Source organism: Yoonia sp. (assembly GCF_014859355.1).
Lineage (GTDB): Bacteria > Pseudomonadota > Alphaproteobacteria > Rhodobacterales > Rhodobacteraceae > Yoonia.
Window position 1 is genome coordinate 17,147 of sequence record NZ_JACUUJ010000033.1, and the last position, 14,121, is coordinate 31,267.

The 14,121-nt window shown below is 58.2% G+C and carries 14 protein-coding genes, 1 tRNA gene and 1 pseudogene; 8 read left to right on the forward strand and 8 right to left on the reverse strand.

The window, feature by feature from the left end:
- Positions 1-28 precede the first annotated feature (28 nt).
- From IBX59_RS11540 to IBX59_RS11550, 3 genes are all read right to left on the reverse strand, one after another.
- Entirely contained in the window at positions 29-430 is a 402-nt protein-coding gene (locus IBX59_RS11540) for a MerR family DNA-binding transcriptional regulator (RefSeq protein ID WP_296375646.1), read from the reverse strand.
- A gap of 181 nt (positions 431-611) precedes the next feature.
- Positions 612-980, reverse strand: coding sequence for a MerR family DNA-binding transcriptional regulator (locus tag IBX59_RS11545; protein ID WP_296375649.1), 369 nt, complete (start codon positions 978-980; stop codon positions 612-614).
- 68 nt (positions 981-1,048) lie between these two features.
- Positions 1,049-2,188 carry a putative manganese transporter gene (locus IBX59_RS11550; RefSeq protein WP_296375651.1) on the reverse strand — a complete coding sequence of 380 codons (1,140 nt, stop codon included), beginning with the start codon at positions 2,186-2,188 and terminating at the stop codon, positions 1,049-1,051.
- Positions 2,189-2,295: 107 nt separating this feature from the next.
- Here IBX59_RS11550 and IBX59_RS11555 point away from each other — a divergent pair, with 107 nt between their 5' ends.
- Genes IBX59_RS11555 through IBX59_RS11565 form a run of 3 tightly spaced genes read left to right on the forward strand, consistent with a single transcriptional unit; the run spans position 2,296 to position 4,548 of the window.
- A complete protein-coding gene (locus IBX59_RS11555) occupies positions 2,296-2,736 on the forward strand; it encodes a PaaI family thioesterase (RefSeq protein ID WP_296375653.1) in 441 nt (146 codons plus the stop codon).
- The gene (locus IBX59_RS11560) at positions 2,733-3,224 is read left to right on the forward strand and encodes a PaaI family thioesterase (protein ID WP_296375654.1); all 492 of its coding nucleotides are present in this window, start codon (positions 2,733-2,735) and stop codon (positions 3,222-3,224) included. Before IBX59_RS11555 ends, IBX59_RS11560 begins: the two co-directional genes overlap by 4 nt.
- Positions 3,217-4,548 carry an MATE family efflux transporter gene (locus tag IBX59_RS11565; protein ID WP_296375656.1) on the forward strand — a complete coding sequence of 444 codons (1,332 nt, stop codon included), beginning with the start codon at positions 3,217-3,219 and terminating at the stop codon, positions 4,546-4,548. Before IBX59_RS11560 ends, IBX59_RS11565 begins: the two co-directional genes overlap by 8 nt.
- On the opposite strand, the gene IBX59_RS11570 is transcribed toward IBX59_RS11565, so the two are convergent.
- Complete coding sequence (locus tag IBX59_RS11570) at positions 4,525-5,577, reverse strand: quinone-dependent dihydroorotate dehydrogenase (RefSeq protein WP_296375676.1); 1,053 nt, start codon at positions 5,575-5,577, stop codon at positions 4,525-4,527. The genes IBX59_RS11565 and IBX59_RS11570 overlap by 24 nt on opposite strands.
- Positions 5,574-5,906, reverse strand: coding sequence for a DUF952 domain-containing protein (locus IBX59_RS11575; RefSeq protein ID WP_296375658.1), 333 nt, complete (start codon positions 5,904-5,906; stop codon positions 5,574-5,576). Before IBX59_RS11575 ends, IBX59_RS11570 begins: the two co-directional genes overlap by 4 nt.
- A 152-nt stretch (positions 5,907-6,058) precedes the next feature.
- Between IBX59_RS11575 and IBX59_RS11580 the strand changes: the two are divergent.
- From IBX59_RS11580 to IBX59_RS11600, 5 genes and pseudogenes are all read left to right on the forward strand, one after another.
- Positions 6,059-6,956, forward strand: a pseudogene (locus IBX59_RS11580) (5'-nucleotidase C-terminal domain-containing protein).
- 142 nt (positions 6,957-7,098) lie between these two features.
- Positions 7,099-7,172 (forward strand) — tRNA-Gly (locus IBX59_RS11585).
- Between the two features lie 98 nt (positions 7,173-7,270).
- Positions 7,271-9,064 carry an ABC transporter transmembrane domain-containing protein gene (locus tag IBX59_RS11590; RefSeq protein WP_296375660.1) on the forward strand — a complete coding sequence of 598 codons (1,794 nt, stop codon included), beginning with the start codon at positions 7,271-7,273 and terminating at the stop codon, positions 9,062-9,064.
- A 111-nt stretch (positions 9,065-9,175) separates the two neighbouring features.
- Positions 9,176-11,068 (forward strand): acyl-CoA synthetase, encoded by a 1,893-nt coding sequence (locus IBX59_RS11595; RefSeq protein WP_296375662.1) that lies wholly within the window; start codon positions 9,176-9,178, stop codon positions 11,066-11,068.
- A gap of 40 nt (positions 11,069-11,108) precedes the next feature.
- Entirely contained in the window at positions 11,109-11,981 is an 873-nt protein-coding gene (locus tag IBX59_RS11600; protein WP_296375665.1) for an NAD(P)-dependent oxidoreductase, read from the forward strand.
- Positions 11,982-11,999: 18 nt separating this feature from the next.
- On the opposite strand, the gene IBX59_RS11605 is transcribed toward IBX59_RS11600, so the two are convergent.
- The 3 genes from IBX59_RS11605 to IBX59_RS11615 all read right to left on the reverse strand — a co-directional run.
- A complete protein-coding gene (locus IBX59_RS11605; RefSeq protein WP_296375667.1) occupies positions 12,000-12,449 on the reverse strand; it encodes a chemotaxis protein CheD in 450 nt (149 codons plus the stop codon).
- 86 nt (positions 12,450-12,535) lie between these two features.
- Positions 12,536-13,165 (reverse strand): CheB methylesterase domain-containing protein, encoded by a 630-nt coding sequence (locus IBX59_RS11610; RefSeq protein ID WP_296375678.1) that lies wholly within the window; start codon positions 13,163-13,165, stop codon positions 12,536-12,538.
- Between the two features lie 606 nt (positions 13,166-13,771).
- The coding region (locus IBX59_RS11615) for a hypothetical protein (RefSeq protein WP_296375669.1) at positions 13,772-14,121 on the reverse strand (350 nt) is incomplete at its 5' end.

Sequence of the window (14,121 nt, forward strand, 5' to 3'; positions counted from 1 at the left end):
CCCTCATGTGGTCGGTGGTGCGCGCCGATCAGGCCGCGGATGATTTTGTTTTGGCCAGTTCAGACAGCTTTTTGGCCCCCCAGGCCATTTGTGCCTGCAATTCGCCGATCGCTTCTTCCAACTCGGCCTTCTGTGCTTGCATGTCAGCCAGATGCTGTCTGGCCAATTCATAAGATTGTGAAAGCTGCGTCACTTGGCCGTCTTCCATGTGATAAAGATCAAGAAGCTGGCGGATCTCCTCAAGCGAAAATCCAAACCGCTTGCCGCGCAGAATCAGCTTGAGCCGGGCACGGTCGCGTTTTGTGAACAGACGTTTTTGTCCCTGGCGGATGGGGAACAACAGCTCCTTGGCCTCGTAAAAACGCAGCGTGCGCGGGGTGACATCAAACGCTTCGCACATTTGGCGGATGTTCAGTGTGTCGGCGGTCATCGGTCCGGTCCTTGATCCATGGGTGATCCCATGCAGATGCAGTCTCTGGAAAGATGATACAATCAAAGGTGACGTTAACGTAAACGAAACGTCACGTCACTTGGCGGCTGACGAAAGGTCACCCAAAGGAACGCAAGGTCATGCGCAAGATTGTGATGGCTTTCTTGTGGGTGGAAGGCGATCAATCCAGTGATTGTGCTGTTGCATCGCGCAGGGATTTCAGGACAGCCATCGTGTCTTCCAGTTGTTTTTTCTGTTCGGCCAATTCAACCATCTGACGGTCGGCAAGGTTGATCCATTCGCGCATTTGCGCCGTGGTGCCTTCGTTTTCGTAGATCATTAGCCATTTGCGGATATCTTCCAGCGCAAAACCAAAGCGGCGTCCGCGCAAGATCAGCGTCATCCGGGCCTGTTCGCGCGGGCCGTAAAACCGCGCACGGCCTTCTTTTTGGGGCGATAAAAGTTCGATATATTCGTAATATCGCAAGGTGCGCGGCGTCACGTCGAATTTCGCGCACATTTCTTTGAATGAAAGCACTTTGTCTTGCATGGATATCTTTGCCTCCGTCTGCGCAGGGTAACGGGATGGCCGCGCAGGAGCAACGCAAGATCACGCGATCAATTCATGAAACCGGGCGCGAAAAAGTAAAACCCATAGGCAGTAATCATCGCGGGTATTGTAGAATAAACCGTGGCCCAGATGGCTGCCTTGGGGTTGATTGCAAGCGCAGGAAACAGGGCGTCCCCATCGTTTGAGATCGCGTTGCCCATCAGGGCGGCAAAAGGGATCAACCCGTTGACATATGCCGTGGTGACCAGAATTTGTGGCCCGCACCCCGGGATCATCCCGATCACGATGGCCATCAGAGGCAAAAGCGGTCCGACGGTGCTGAAGGCGGCGTGCAGGTCAACCCCGGTAAAGGTTACAAGATAGTCATAGGCCAGATAGGCCCCGATAACCCATATTGCGATGAAAGAGGTTTCTTCGGCCATGCGCGTTATAGGGCTGTCTTTGCTGTTGGTCATCGCGGTCAGGTGTGATGTGGCCCAGATGGCAAGGCCGATCGCCGTGCCGGTCAGTCCGACAACCGTCGCAATATTACCGTAAATTGCGTAAATATCAGCGCCCAGAACCTGGGTGACTCCGATCACAAGCCCGGGCGCGGCAAGCGCCAGAAAGATGTAATCTTTGGTCCGTGTGCGCCCGACAAGCGGTGCCAGCGCGCATTGTTGCGCGGTGTTCACCTCTAGTTTTTTGCCGCCGACCCAATCAACCGTCCAGCCCGACAGGGCACCAACGACCAATCCCAAAGGCAGCACAACCATGGCCACATCCGGCCGGGTTGCGATCAGCAAAAAGGCTGCGTCGCCCATTGTTGCGGTCAATGCAGCCACGACCCCGCCAAAGCTGACGTTGCCCGATGTATAGGCGGCGACAACCACAACCGCGCCACCACAGCCCGGCGTGGCCCCTAGTAAGGTGGCAATTGGAATTTGCCAGTGTCTGGCGGTTTTCAGCGATTGTCCGATGTCAAAATGGAAGACACGTTCGGACCCGTAAAACAGCAAAAGCGTCGCGGCAACAAATGCCGACACCTGCACAAAGGCATCCACCATCAATCCGCGCGTCAGTTCCCCCAGCGTGCCGGGTGCAATCGCAAGACCCAGCAGAAAGAGGGCAACGATCAACCGCTTGACGCGAAACGGCCCAAAGAACCGGGGCAAGACCATCGCGGGCGAGTTTGTAGATGAATCCATCAAGGGTTTTTCTTTTGCGAACAATTCTCAATCGCAGATATAGCACTTGCAGTCCAGCGGGCAAGTGCCAAGTTGCGAGCCAAGCGATTGCGCATGAAGGAATGAAGATGACAGACCCTGAAACAGCTCGCCGCGCGCTGATGGCCCGCAAATTCATTGAAGCGATCCCCTATGCGCGGGTATTGGGGATGGACGTGGTTGATATTGGCGACGGGCGTGCCGTTATTGGCATGAATTATGACACCCGCCTTGTCGGTGACCCTGAAACAGGGGTGATCCATGGCGGGGCGGTGTCGGCCTTGATGGATACCTGCGGCGGCGCGGCTGTCATGTCGCACCCGGCGGCACCCGGCGGCACGGCCACGCTTGATCTGCGGATCGACTATATGCGCCCGGCCAAGCCCGGCGACCGGATCACCGCAACGGCGGAATGCTATCACATGACCCGTTCGGTAGCTTTCGTGCGCGCCACGGCAGTTGATGGCGACCCCAGCCGCCCTGTGGCCACCGCAACTGGCGCATTCACCATCGAAGGGGGCAAGCGATGAAACGCCCCGAACCCGTGCAGGTAATCAAGCAACGCCGCGATGCTGCCCTGCAAAAGCTGGTGGCGGGCGTGCCCTATATGCAATTTCTGGGCATCCAGATCGACCGCCGCGGGGATGAGTTGACGGCGATCCTGCCGTTTGATGACAAACTGATCGGCAACCCGATGCTGCCCGCCCTGCATGGCGGTGTTACGGCGGCCTTTCTTGAGGTGATGGCGATCATGGAACTCAGCTGGGCGATGATCTGGGAAGATATGGAATCGGGCCGCGTCAGCGATGATGCGCCGCGTATCCACCTGCCAAAGACGATTGATTTCACCGTCGATTACCTGCGTTCCGGCTTGCCGCGCGATGCCTATGCACGCGCAAGGATCAACCGGTCGGGACGGCGCTATGCGTCGGTGCATGTCGAGGCGTGGCAGGATAACCGCGCGCGGCTGTTCGCGCAGGCGACGGGCCATTTCCTGATGCCGGGCCGCGATGGCTGATGTTGGCCCGCTGACCCACCGGCGGGTTTTGACCATCGCACTGCCCATCGTGCTGTCGAATGCGACGGTGCCGATCCTTGGGATCGTCGATACCGGCGTGGTCGGCCAGTTGGGGCAGGCGGCCCCGATTGGCGCGGTAGGCATTGGGGCGGTCATCCTGTCGGCGGTTTACTGGGTCTTTGGTTTTCTGCGCATGGGCACCACGGGGCTGACTGCACAGGCGGCGGGCGGTCTGGATACGGACGAGGTGCAGGCGCTGTTGTCGCGCGCGCTGCTGATCGGGCTGGGGGCAGGGGTGATCATGATCACCTTGCAGGTCTGGCTGTTTGCGGGGGCGTTCCGGCTGGCACCCGCCAGTGACGAGGTCGAAACACTGGCGCGGCAATATATGGCGATCCGCATCTGGTCGGCGCCTGCGACGATCGCGCTATATGGTGTGACAGGATGGTTGATCGGGCAGGAACGCACCCGCGCGGTGCTGGCCATTCAGGTGCTGATGAACGGGGCCAATATCGGGCTGGACCTGCTGTTCGTGCTGGGCTTTGACTGGGGCGTGCAGGGCGTGGCGCTGGCCACATTCATCGTGGAATGGTCGGGGTTGGTGCTGGGCCTGTGGCTGTGTCGCGATGCCTTTGCCGGCACTGCGTGGCGGACGGTTGACCGGGTGTTCGACCGCGTGCGGCTGGCGCGCATGGCGGTGGTGAACACCGATATCCTGATCCGGTCGGTTTTGTTACAGGCGATCTTTGTCAGCTTTCTGTTCTATGGCGCGGGCTTTGGCGATGTGCAGCTGGCCGCCAACCAGATCCTGCTGCAATTCCTGCATGTCACCGCCTATGCGCTGGACGGGTTCGCCTTTGCCGCCGAGGCGCTGGTAGGGCGCGCCCTTGGTGCGCGTGCGCCGGGCAGCCTGCGGCGCAGCGCGATCCTCAGTTCCGGCTGGGCGGTTGGCATTTGCATCGGCCTTGCGGTCTGTTTTGCTGTCTTTGGTGGCGCGGTCGTCGATATCATGGCCAAATCCGAGGTGGTGCGCGATGCCGCCCGCGTCTATCTGCCGTATATGGTCGCGGCCCCCGTTTTGGGCGTTGGCGCATGGATGCTGGATGGCATCTTCATCGGGGCGACACGGACATCGGACATGCGCAACATGATGATCGTGTCAGCCATCGCCTATTTCGCGGCCGTGATTCCGCTGATGGCGGCCTTTGGCAATCACGGGCTGTGGCTGGGGTTGCTGTTCAGTTTCGTTGTGCGCGGGGTGACGCTGGGCTTGAAATACCCCGCACTCGAACGCCAGGCGTCACAGCCAGTCGGCACGCCCTGATCCCACCGCATCGGCGACATGCGCGAACCCGTCGCGCGCCAGCAGCGCATCAAGATCCCGCGCAATGTCATCGACCAGCGACAGCCCGCCATAGACCAGCGCGGTGTAAAGCTGCACCGCCGACGCACCGGCGCGGATTTTCTGATAGGCCTGTGCGGCGCTGCCCACGCCGCCAACGCCGATGATTGGCAAGTCGGTCAGCAGGGAAAGCTGCGCCAGAACACGCGTGGATTTTTCGAACAGGGGCTGGCCCGAAAGCCCGCCCGCCTGATCCTTGTGCGGTCCATGCAGGCCGTTGCGGTCAAGCGTGGTATTGGTGGCGATGATCGCCGCGATGCCCGATGCATTGGCGACGTTGGCCACATCTGCAATTTCATCACCCGTCAGATCGGGGGCGATTTTCAGAAAAACGGGGATCGGGCGCGCAAGCGCGGCGCGTGCTTCCATCACGCCCGCCAACAGCGCCGAAAGCGCGGCCTTGCCCTGTAAATCGCGCAGCTTTTCGGTGTTGGGGGATGACACGTTGACCGTTGCAAAATCCACATGCGGGCCGCAATGGGCCAACACCTTTGCAAAATCCGCCGCCTTGTCGGTGCTGTCTTTGTTGGCGCCAAGGTTCAGGCCGGTCACAGGGTGCGCCGGACGCCGCGCAAGACGCCCTGAAATCGTTTCCATCCCGTCGTTGTTGAACCCGAAACGGTTGATCGCCGCACGGTCCTGCGCCAGCCGGAACAGGCGCGGTTTGGGGTTGCCCGGTTGGGGGCGGGGGGTGGCGGCGCCGACCTCGATAAACCCGAAACCGGTTTTCGCCAGCGCATGCAGGGCTGTCGCGTTCTTGTCGAACCCTGCCGCCAGCCCGATGGGATTGGGCAGGTCAAGCCCTGCAAGCTGCGTGCGCAAACGATCGGTTGTCACCGGCCCGCCCCGGGGGCCAAACCCCGCGTTCAACCCCATCAGCGCCAGACCATGCGCGCGTTCGGGGTCAACCCGGCGCAGGGCGGCTAGCCCGATTTGTTCCAGCGCCTTCATGCCAGTGGCGGGAATTGGTGGGCGCCATCGACCAGCGGCAGAGTTTTGTGCCATAGCACGTCATCCATCCGCAAAGGACGATAAAGATGCGGAAACAGCAGACCACCGCGTGCCGGTTCCCATTTCAGCGCATCAAGGCGATCGGCCTCCAGCGCCAGCAACACCAACCCGTCTTGACCTGCAAAATATTTCGCCGCCGTCTCGGCCACTGTTTCGGCGGTCGAAAAATGCACATAGCCATCGGTCACGTCGATGGGGGCACCGGCGGTTGCGCCCTTGGCCTGTAATTCGGCCCATTCGGGCGCGCGGAAAATTTTGTAAATCAGCATGGCGGCGTCATGAATGTTTCGCAAAGATTGGTCAAGGACTGTGGTGTGCCAAACTGATGTCTGGCGACTGCGTTGTGCTGGTTCGATGCAGGTCTGATGCTGCAATGATCCACCGCCGCGGTGGCAGTATTGTAACCTTGGGCAACAATCCAATGAATTTTCCTATTCTGACGGCACCCTGTGCGCTGGCACTGACGGCGGGGGCGGCATCGGCCGACTACGCGCTGACGATCCTGCACACCCACGACTTTCACGCCCGGTTCGAACCGATCAGCGCCTTTGAAAGCGGCGGTTCCGCCGAGGACAACACCGCTGGTAAATGCTTTGGCGGCACGGCCCGTCTGGTAACGGCGATTGCAGACGCACGGGTGCGCAGCAACCACAGCATCCTTTTGGATGGTGGCGACCAGTTTCAGGGCACGTTGTTATATACCTATTACAAAGGCGCGATGGCGGCAAAGATCATGAACAAGCTGGGCTATGCCGTCGACCTGATGGTTGCGGCCAACAAAAACGGCGTTGATGTGATCGTGGGCGGGCACCGCAACACCCTGCTTGGCGACATGGACGGCGCTGTGGGATATGACCCAACAATGGTGGGGGATACCGCGATTGTGCAGGCCTAGACCTATGGCAAGTTTCTGGGCGCGCTGAACGTGACCTTTGACGACGATGGCGTCATCACCAGACCGTTGGCGCGCCGCTGATCATCGACGGCGAAGTCGCCGAGGATAGCGCAACGGTGGAACGGATCGCCGAACTGGCGGTGCCACTGGATGAAATCCGCAACATGGTTGTGGCCGATCCTGTCGCATCCGTCGGCAGCCGTTTGTCGCATGTTATGGTGGGCGGGGAACCGATCGACCGGGCGGCGACATATGGGCTGGTGTCCAACAACGATGTCTACAACGGCGGTGATGGCTATGCGATGTTCCGCGATGCTGCAAATGTTTGTGACATCGGCCCTGATCTGGCCGATGTGACGGCGGAATATCTGGCGAAAACGGGCTTTACACACCCTATATCGACGGGCATGTCATCATGATGTAAACAGGTTCAAACCTGTGCAAACGCGCTGCGGTTGATGTGGCGCATTTGGCCTTTGACCACATTAAATTTCCAGAAATTTAATGTGGGAGCTGCCTGGGTTCCTTGACGACACGCGGGCGTTGCCATATGCCATCCCCGTTATGCGGGCGTTGTGTAATGGTAAGACCTCAGCCTTCCAAGCTGATGATACGGGTTCGATTCCCGTCGCCCGCTCCAAACTGACACAGTAGATTGGGTTGAACAGGCGTAATTGGTCGCTTTTTTAACGCATGGCACCGGGGTTATACGAACCGGGAAATTTGATCGAGACGCCCATGGCCAGAACCCCGAAAACATCTGCGGAAGACCGCGCATCCTCTAAAAAGATTGGCGCGCTTGCGGCCCTTGGTCCGTTTGTGCTGCCCTACCGTGTGATGGCGTTTGCCGCGATTGCGGCCCTGATCCTTACGGCCTGCGTGGCGCTGGTCATGCCGCTGGCTGTGCGGCGGGTCATTGATAATTTCGATGTCGAAAATGGCGAAATTTTGCAATCGTATTTTCTGGGTGCCATCGGTATCGTCGGGCTGTTGGCGGTTGGGACCGCGCTGCGCTACTATTTGGTGACGCGGTTGGGTGAACGGGTTGTGGCCGATATTCGCAAGGCCGTTTTCAACCGCATGATTGGGATGAGCCCGGCTTTTTACGAAAAAATAATGACCGGTGAGGTGCTCAGTCGGATCACAACCGATACGACGCTGATTTTGTCGGTGATTGGCAGCTCGGTCTCTATTGCCCTGCGCAACGCCTTGATTTTTATCGGCGGTATTACTTTGATGCTGATCACGTCAGTCAAGATGACGGCGCTTGTCCTGTGGCCCATACCGGTCATCGTGCTGCCGATCATCCTGCTGGGGCGTCGGGTGCGGTTTTTGTCCAAGGCCAATCAGGATCTGATCGCCAAATCCAGCGGTGACGCGTCAGAGCAACTGTTGTCGGCGCAAACCGTGCAGGCCTTTTCGCACGAGGCCATCAGCCAAAGACGCTTTGGAGACGTGACCGAAAAGAGCTTTGATGCCGCCCGCAAGCGCATTGCAACGCGCGCGATCCTGACTGCAATTGTGATTTTCATCGCTTTTTCCAGCATCGTCGGTTTCTTGTGGATGGGGGCCAATGATGTGCGCTCTGGTGTGCTGACCAAGGGTGAATTGGTGCAGTTTCTGATCTACACGATCATGGTGGCCGGCGCGATGGCCGCGCTGACGGAAATCTGGGGTGAATTGCAGCGCGCAGCCGGAGCGACCGAACGTCTGGTCGAATTGCTGATGGCGGTGGATACGGTTGACGACCCCGCAAACCCGCGGGCTGTGCCTGATGATGCGGTTGGGCATATCACCTTTGATGATGTCAGTTTCAGCTATCCTTCGCGACCCGGCATTGCCGCGCTGGATCATGTTAGTCTTGATATCAAACCGGGGGAAACGGTGGCGCTGGTGGGGCCATCCGGTGCCGGCAAGACGACGATTATTCAAATGGTGTTGCGGTTTTATGACCCACAGTCGGGTGCGATCCGGCTGGATGGCATCGATCTACGTGACATGCAACGCAGCGCATATCGCAAAAAGATTGCACTTGTTCCACAAGACCCGGTGATCTTTGCCAATACGGCGCGCGAAAATATTCGTTTTGGTCGCCCCGACGCCACTGATGCCGAAATCGAAGCCGCTGCAAAAGCGGCGGCAGCCCATGATTTTCTGATGGCGCTGCCTGACGGGTATGACAGTTACGTGGGCGAACGTGGCGTGATGCTGTCTGGTGGTCAAAAACAGCGCATCGCGATCGCGAGGGCGATCTTGCGCGATGCGCCGATTCTGCTGTTGGATGAAGCCACCAGCGCATTGGATGCCGAAAGCGAGCGCGCGGTGCAACATGCGGTCGAAACGCTGGCCCATGACCGCACAACGCTGATCGTCGCGCACCGTTTGGCGACCGTGAAGAAGGCTGACCGGATCGTTGTTTTCGATGCAGGCCGGATCGTGGCACAGGGCACGCATGACAGCCTTGTTGCGCAAGATGGGCTTTATGCGCGCCTGGCCCGGCTTCAGTTTACCGAAGGTTTGGCAGCCGAATAACCGGTTGTTTCGTAGCGTCAGACTTGCGTCCCTGCGCCAGTTTGCGCACCCTGTCCGGCAGGGAGAGCCGCCGCGCACAAGCGGTTGGGCGATGTTCAGGGAGGCACGCACATGACGTATGCAAATTTTGCCGATCGCAATGCGATCGAAAACGAAACCCCGTGGGAGGCGCGTGATCTGCCCATCACGACTTTTGGCTTGCTGTCCAGCACGGCGGATAAATTCGGCGCGCGCAATGCCGTTAGTTACCGGCTTTTCTCGGACCCTGATACGCCCTGCGAAACGCTGAGCTGGAATGACCTGCGCACCAAAACGGCGCAAGCCGCGAACATGTTTCGTGCGCTGGGTGTCGGCGAAAACGACGTTGTGGCCTATCTGATGCCCAACGCGACCGAAACCGTCCTGACCTATCTGGGCGGCCAAGTGGCGGGGATCGTGAACCCGATCAACCCGCTGCTGGATGCCGAACAGATCTCTGCGATCCTGCGCGAAACCAACGCCAAGGTGCTGGTCACGCTGAAAGCCTTTCCCAAGACCGACGTGGCCCAAAAAGCGGCCGAGGCCGTGCGCTTTGCCCCGAACGTCAAAACCGTGCTGGAAGTGGACCTGCACCGCTATCTGACGGGGGTAAAACGTTTGATCGTGCCGCTTATCCGGCCGAAAAACCCTGTTAACCACGATGCCCGTGTGCTGAATTTCAACGCCGAACTGGCGAAACAACCGGTCACGCTTACCTTTGCTGACAGCAAGACCGACCGCGTTGCCGCCTATTTTCACACCGGCGGAACCACGGGTATGCCCAAAGTCGTGCAGCACCGCTATTCCGGCATCGTTTATAACGCATGGTTGGGTGCGCGGTTGTTGTTTACCGAAAAAGATGTGCAGATGTGCCCGCTGCCGCTATTTCACGTTTTCGCGACGATCGTTTCTCTGGGAGCCTCGCTTGGGTCGGGGGCCGAGATCGTGCTGCCCACGCCGCAGGGCTATCGTGGCGAAGGCGTGTTTGATAATTTCTGGAAGCTGATCGAAAAACACAAAGCGACCTTTATGATCACCGTCCCAACAGCGATTTCCGCGCTGATGCAGCGCAAGGTGGATGCTGATATTTCCACACTGCGGTTGGCGTTCTGCGGGTCGGCGCCGTTGCCGCTGGAACTGTATAAACGGTTCGAGGCTGCTGCCGGTGTGACGATCTGCGAAGGTTATGGCCTGACCGAGGCAACCTGCCTTGTGTCAATCAACCCGCCTGACGGTGAAAAACGGGTCGGCTCGATCGGGATACCCTTCCCTTATACGGATGTGCGCATCATCGCGGTTGAGACAGGCGAGGATTGCGCCATCGAAGAAATTGGCGAAATCTGTGTGTCCAACCCCGGCGTCTACGGTGGCAAGACCTATACCGAAGCGGAAAAAAACGCGCGTCTTTTCTATCCTGGCGCTGCGTCTGAAACGCAATACCTGCGCACTGGTGATCTGGGCCGCAAGGATGTGGACGGCTATCTGTGGATCACGGGCCGCGCCAAGGACCTGATCATTCGCGGTGGCCACAACATCGACCCTGCCGAAATCGAAGAGGCGCTAGCCGGCCACGATGCGGTGGCCTTTGCGGGGGCGATCGGGCAGCCAGATGCCCACGCGGGGGAAATTCCCTGTGCTTACGTCGAACTGGTCGCGGGGGCCCAAGTGACCCCGGATGAATTGCTGGCCTATGCCAAGGATCATATCCATGAGCGGGCAGCGCAACCCAAGGTGTTGGAAATCCTGGATGAATTGCCAAAAACAGCCGTTGGCAAGATTTTCAAACCCGACCTGCGCAAACGCGCCATTACCCGCGTATTTGACGAAACGTTCAGGGCGGCTGGGCTGGCCGCATCAGTTAGCAGTGTGACAGAAGATAAAAAACGTGGGTTGGTTGCGCATATTGCAAAAACAGGCCCCGTAGCAGAAGAAGAGGTGAGCAAGGCGTTGGGCGCATTTACCGTGCCATGGGAATGGGTGGACTGATCGCCTGGCGTCATTAAAGTCAAAGAAAAGGGAATATCCGATGGCAAAACTGGCGTTTTTGGGTCTTGGAGTGATGGGGTATCCGATGGCGGGCCATCTTCAGGCGGCGGGGCATGACGTGACCGTCTATAACCGCACCACCACCAAGGCAGAGGCTTGGGTCAAACAGCACGGGGGCAGTTTTGCCATGACCCCCGCCGCTGCGGCTGAAGGGGCGGCTCTCGTCCTGGCCTGTGTTGGCAATGATGACGACTTGCGTGCCGTTTGCCTTGGCGAAAACGGTGCATTCGCGGGGATGGCTGCGGGCAGCATTTTCGTGGACCATACGACCGTGTCGGCAGCCGTCACGCGTGATTTGCACGCCGCCGCCGCACAAAAAGGCATATCTTTCGTCGATGCGCCTGTGTCAGGTGGCCAAGCCGGTGCTGAAAACGGTGTATTGTCAATCATGTGCGGTGGCGCGCAAGACAGCTATGACGCTGCGGAAAAGACTGTTTCGGCCTATGCCCGGATTTGTCGCCGCATCGGCGACAGTGGCGCGGGTCAGATGACAAAAATGTGCAACCAGATCGCCATTGCAGGCTTGGTGCAGGGGCTGTCAGAGGCGCTTCATTTCGCCCAGAAAGCCGGGCTTGACGGGCGCGCTGTGATCGAAGTGATCAGCCAGGGGGCGGCGGGCAGTTGGCAGATGTCAAACCGCTATGAAACAATGCTGGACGACCATTTCGAACACGGGTTCGCCGTAGACTGGATGCGCAAGGATTTGGGCATCTGTCTGGATGCGGCGGATGAAAATGGCGCCAGCCTGCCGGTCACTGCGCTTGTCGATCAGTTCTATAAAGATGTGCAGAAATTGGGCGGTGGCCGCTGGGATACATCGTCGTTGCTGAAACGCTTGCAGGCCATGGGATAAACCTGAAAGGCTTTTCCCCTAAAACAAAGTGATATCGCTGGCCGGTCGCGGCACCGGCCTGGGATTTTCGACATCTGGTGCCAGCCCGCTAATTTGCATTTGGCGTGCGGCACCAGAAAAAGGATGAAACTGGACGCGCCGGGCCTTGTCACCGCCCAGACTTTTCGAGGTGCAGGCGATCTCTTCGCGTTCCAGAAACGCGATCGAAAATTTCGCGTTGGTGTCACCGATGTCGCGCGAATGATCTGTCATACGCGCACCGCCGAAAAGCTTTGCCTGCAAATGCTGCCGGCTCGCACCTGCCTGTAAAACCTTGTTGATCAAGAGCTCCATCGCGTTGACACCATATTTCAAATCCGTGTTCTGCGCGTCTCCGTGTGTGGCCAACAGGAAATGGTTCATGCCGCCAACGCCCGCTTTAGGGTCAAACAGGCAGACGGCCACACAGGACCCCAGAACGGTTGTCATCACGACCTCTGGGTCATCAGAGACGGCATAATTACCTTGTATGACGGTTATCGTTTTCCGTGATAAGGACGCCTGAAAAACCGGGCTCATGTTGCCACCGTTGTCCGCGAAACCTGCAAGAGTGCAGGACCAATCATTGACAGCGGCAGTTCTGTTTCGATGCCGCCCATTTGTTTTGCGACGCGGGGCATGCCGTAAACCACCGATGTCGCGGCATCTTGTCCAATCGTGCGGGCACCTGCACGACGCAAGGCCGTGATCCCTGCTGCGCCATCACGGCCCATGCCGGTTAGCAAGGCGGCTGTGATTTCATCGGCGTAGTCCAATGCGGATTGAAACAGCGCATCGACGGACGGCCGATGGCCTGAAACGGGTGGCCCCGGTTTCAGTAATATCTGGCGGCTTCGGGAAGGGCACAATTGCAGATGTGCCATATCATCCGGTGCAAGATAAATCTCGCCCCGCGATAAGTTCTGGCCATTCTGGGCCGGCAAAACCTTTGCTGGGGTCGCCCCGTCCAGCAGGCGGATCAGGCTGCGCGCATAGCTGCCACCGGTATGCTGCACGATAAGCGTGGGAGGGCAATCTGCCGGGAAACCTGAAATGATCCGCAGTAAGGCATCCACACCGCCGGTCGACGAACCGATCAGCACAATGCGAAATGGATCAACAGAGTGACGCTGTCTGTTATAATCGTCTGTTGCCGGGGGCCACACGGGCAAATCAGGCGCATTTTCAAGCACCTTTCGCAAGATTGGATCAGGCGCATCGCATGAAATTCGGATGATATGCGGGCCGGTCCTGGTAGAGCAAGGAAAATTTTCAACCTCATCTGTATCATGCAATATAATGCAACGGATCGAAAGAATCCTTAACAAGGCGGCAAGGAGTTCGAATTCGGGACGGTTCGCTAAACTCGCGGAAATCAGGATACAATCAGGGCGATGATGTTCGGCAAAGTGATATGTTTCGTGCAACTCGCTGACGATACGCACGACATTGACCCCTGGAAATCCTGCTAGCCGCACGCGCAGGCGGGCTTTTTGTACGGATGATCGATGGGCTATGACGACACGCATGTCAGTTTCTTTCGGGTGAGGGTGGTTCAGCTTGTTTCGGCGTTCGTAAAAAGGTCTTCCCAATCGCGGCACAGATGAAGGGTTGCCTCTGTGTTACCGCAGGGCGTATTTTGGTCTGGTAAAAAGGCGATCTAAAACAGATGAACTGCCCTTTGTCTTTTCCCGCACCCTTGCCCCGCTCGGAACCTCAGAACATCGGGCGTAATGGCTGGCCTGGCCGCAGATGCGGCAGATAGGGCCTTCTCAAAATAAAGAAACATGACCGGAATTCACGGATTTATGCGATTGTCTTTCGTCCGTCAGGCGTCCGTTCGCAAGCAGGTGTCGCAACCGTTCCAAGCGGATTGGAGAAATCATGTCAGTCAAGGAAAATTGGTCAATCTGCATTTCTTGTTCAGACAAACGTTGCATCAGCTGTCCAAGCTCCGCGATAGTTTGCAGTGCATGATCAAGGTGTTGAATCGGTAAGCGGACCAGATCATCGGGGCGTTCCGCCTGCAGGTCATCGAGGATGATGGTTTCTACTTCGACAATCATCTGGCCCAAGTCTTCCAAAGCCAGCGCGACGCGCCCGAGCAAAGCGGAAAGATATG

Bases quoted from the DNA above. Each gene is read 5' to 3' on its own strand.
- IBX59_RS11540 (WP_296375646.1), bottom strand. From the start codon at position 430: ATGACCGCCGACACACTGAACATCCGCCAAATGTGCGAAGCGTTTGAT.
- IBX59_RS11545 (WP_296375649.1), bottom strand. From the start codon at position 980: ATGCAAGACAAAGTGCTTTCATTCAAAGAAATGTGCGCGAAATTCGAC.
- IBX59_RS11550 (WP_296375651.1), bottom strand. From the start codon at position 2,188: ATGGATTCATCTACAAACTCGCCCGCGATGGTCTTGCCCCGGTTCTTT.
- IBX59_RS11555 (WP_296375653.1), top strand. From the start codon at position 2,296: ATGACAGACCCTGAAACAGCTCGCCGCGCGCTGATGGCCCGCAAATTC.
- IBX59_RS11560 (WP_296375654.1), top strand. From the start codon at position 2,733: ATGAAACGCCCCGAACCCGTGCAGGTAATCAAGCAACGCCGCGATGCT.
- IBX59_RS11565 (WP_296375656.1), top strand. From the start codon at position 3,217: ATGGCTGATGTTGGCCCGCTGACCCACCGGCGGGTTTTGACCATCGCA.
- IBX59_RS11570 (WP_296375676.1), bottom strand. From the start codon at position 5,577: ATGAAGGCGCTGGAACAAATCGGGCTAGCCGCCCTGCGCCGGGTTGAC.
- IBX59_RS11575 (WP_296375658.1), bottom strand. From the start codon at position 5,906: ATGCTGATTTACAAAATTTTCCGCGCGCCCGAATGGGCCGAATTACAG.
- IBX59_RS11590 (WP_296375660.1), top strand. From the start codon at position 7,271: ATGGCCAGAACCCCGAAAACATCTGCGGAAGACCGCGCATCCTCTAAA.
- IBX59_RS11595 (WP_296375662.1), top strand. From the start codon at position 9,176: ATGACGTATGCAAATTTTGCCGATCGCAATGCGATCGAAAACGAAACC.
- IBX59_RS11600 (WP_296375665.1), top strand. From the start codon at position 11,109: ATGGCAAAACTGGCGTTTTTGGGTCTTGGAGTGATGGGGTATCCGATG.
- IBX59_RS11605 (WP_296375667.1), bottom strand. From the start codon at position 12,449: ATGACAACCGTTCTGGGGTCCTGTGTGGCCGTCTGCCTGTTTGACCCT.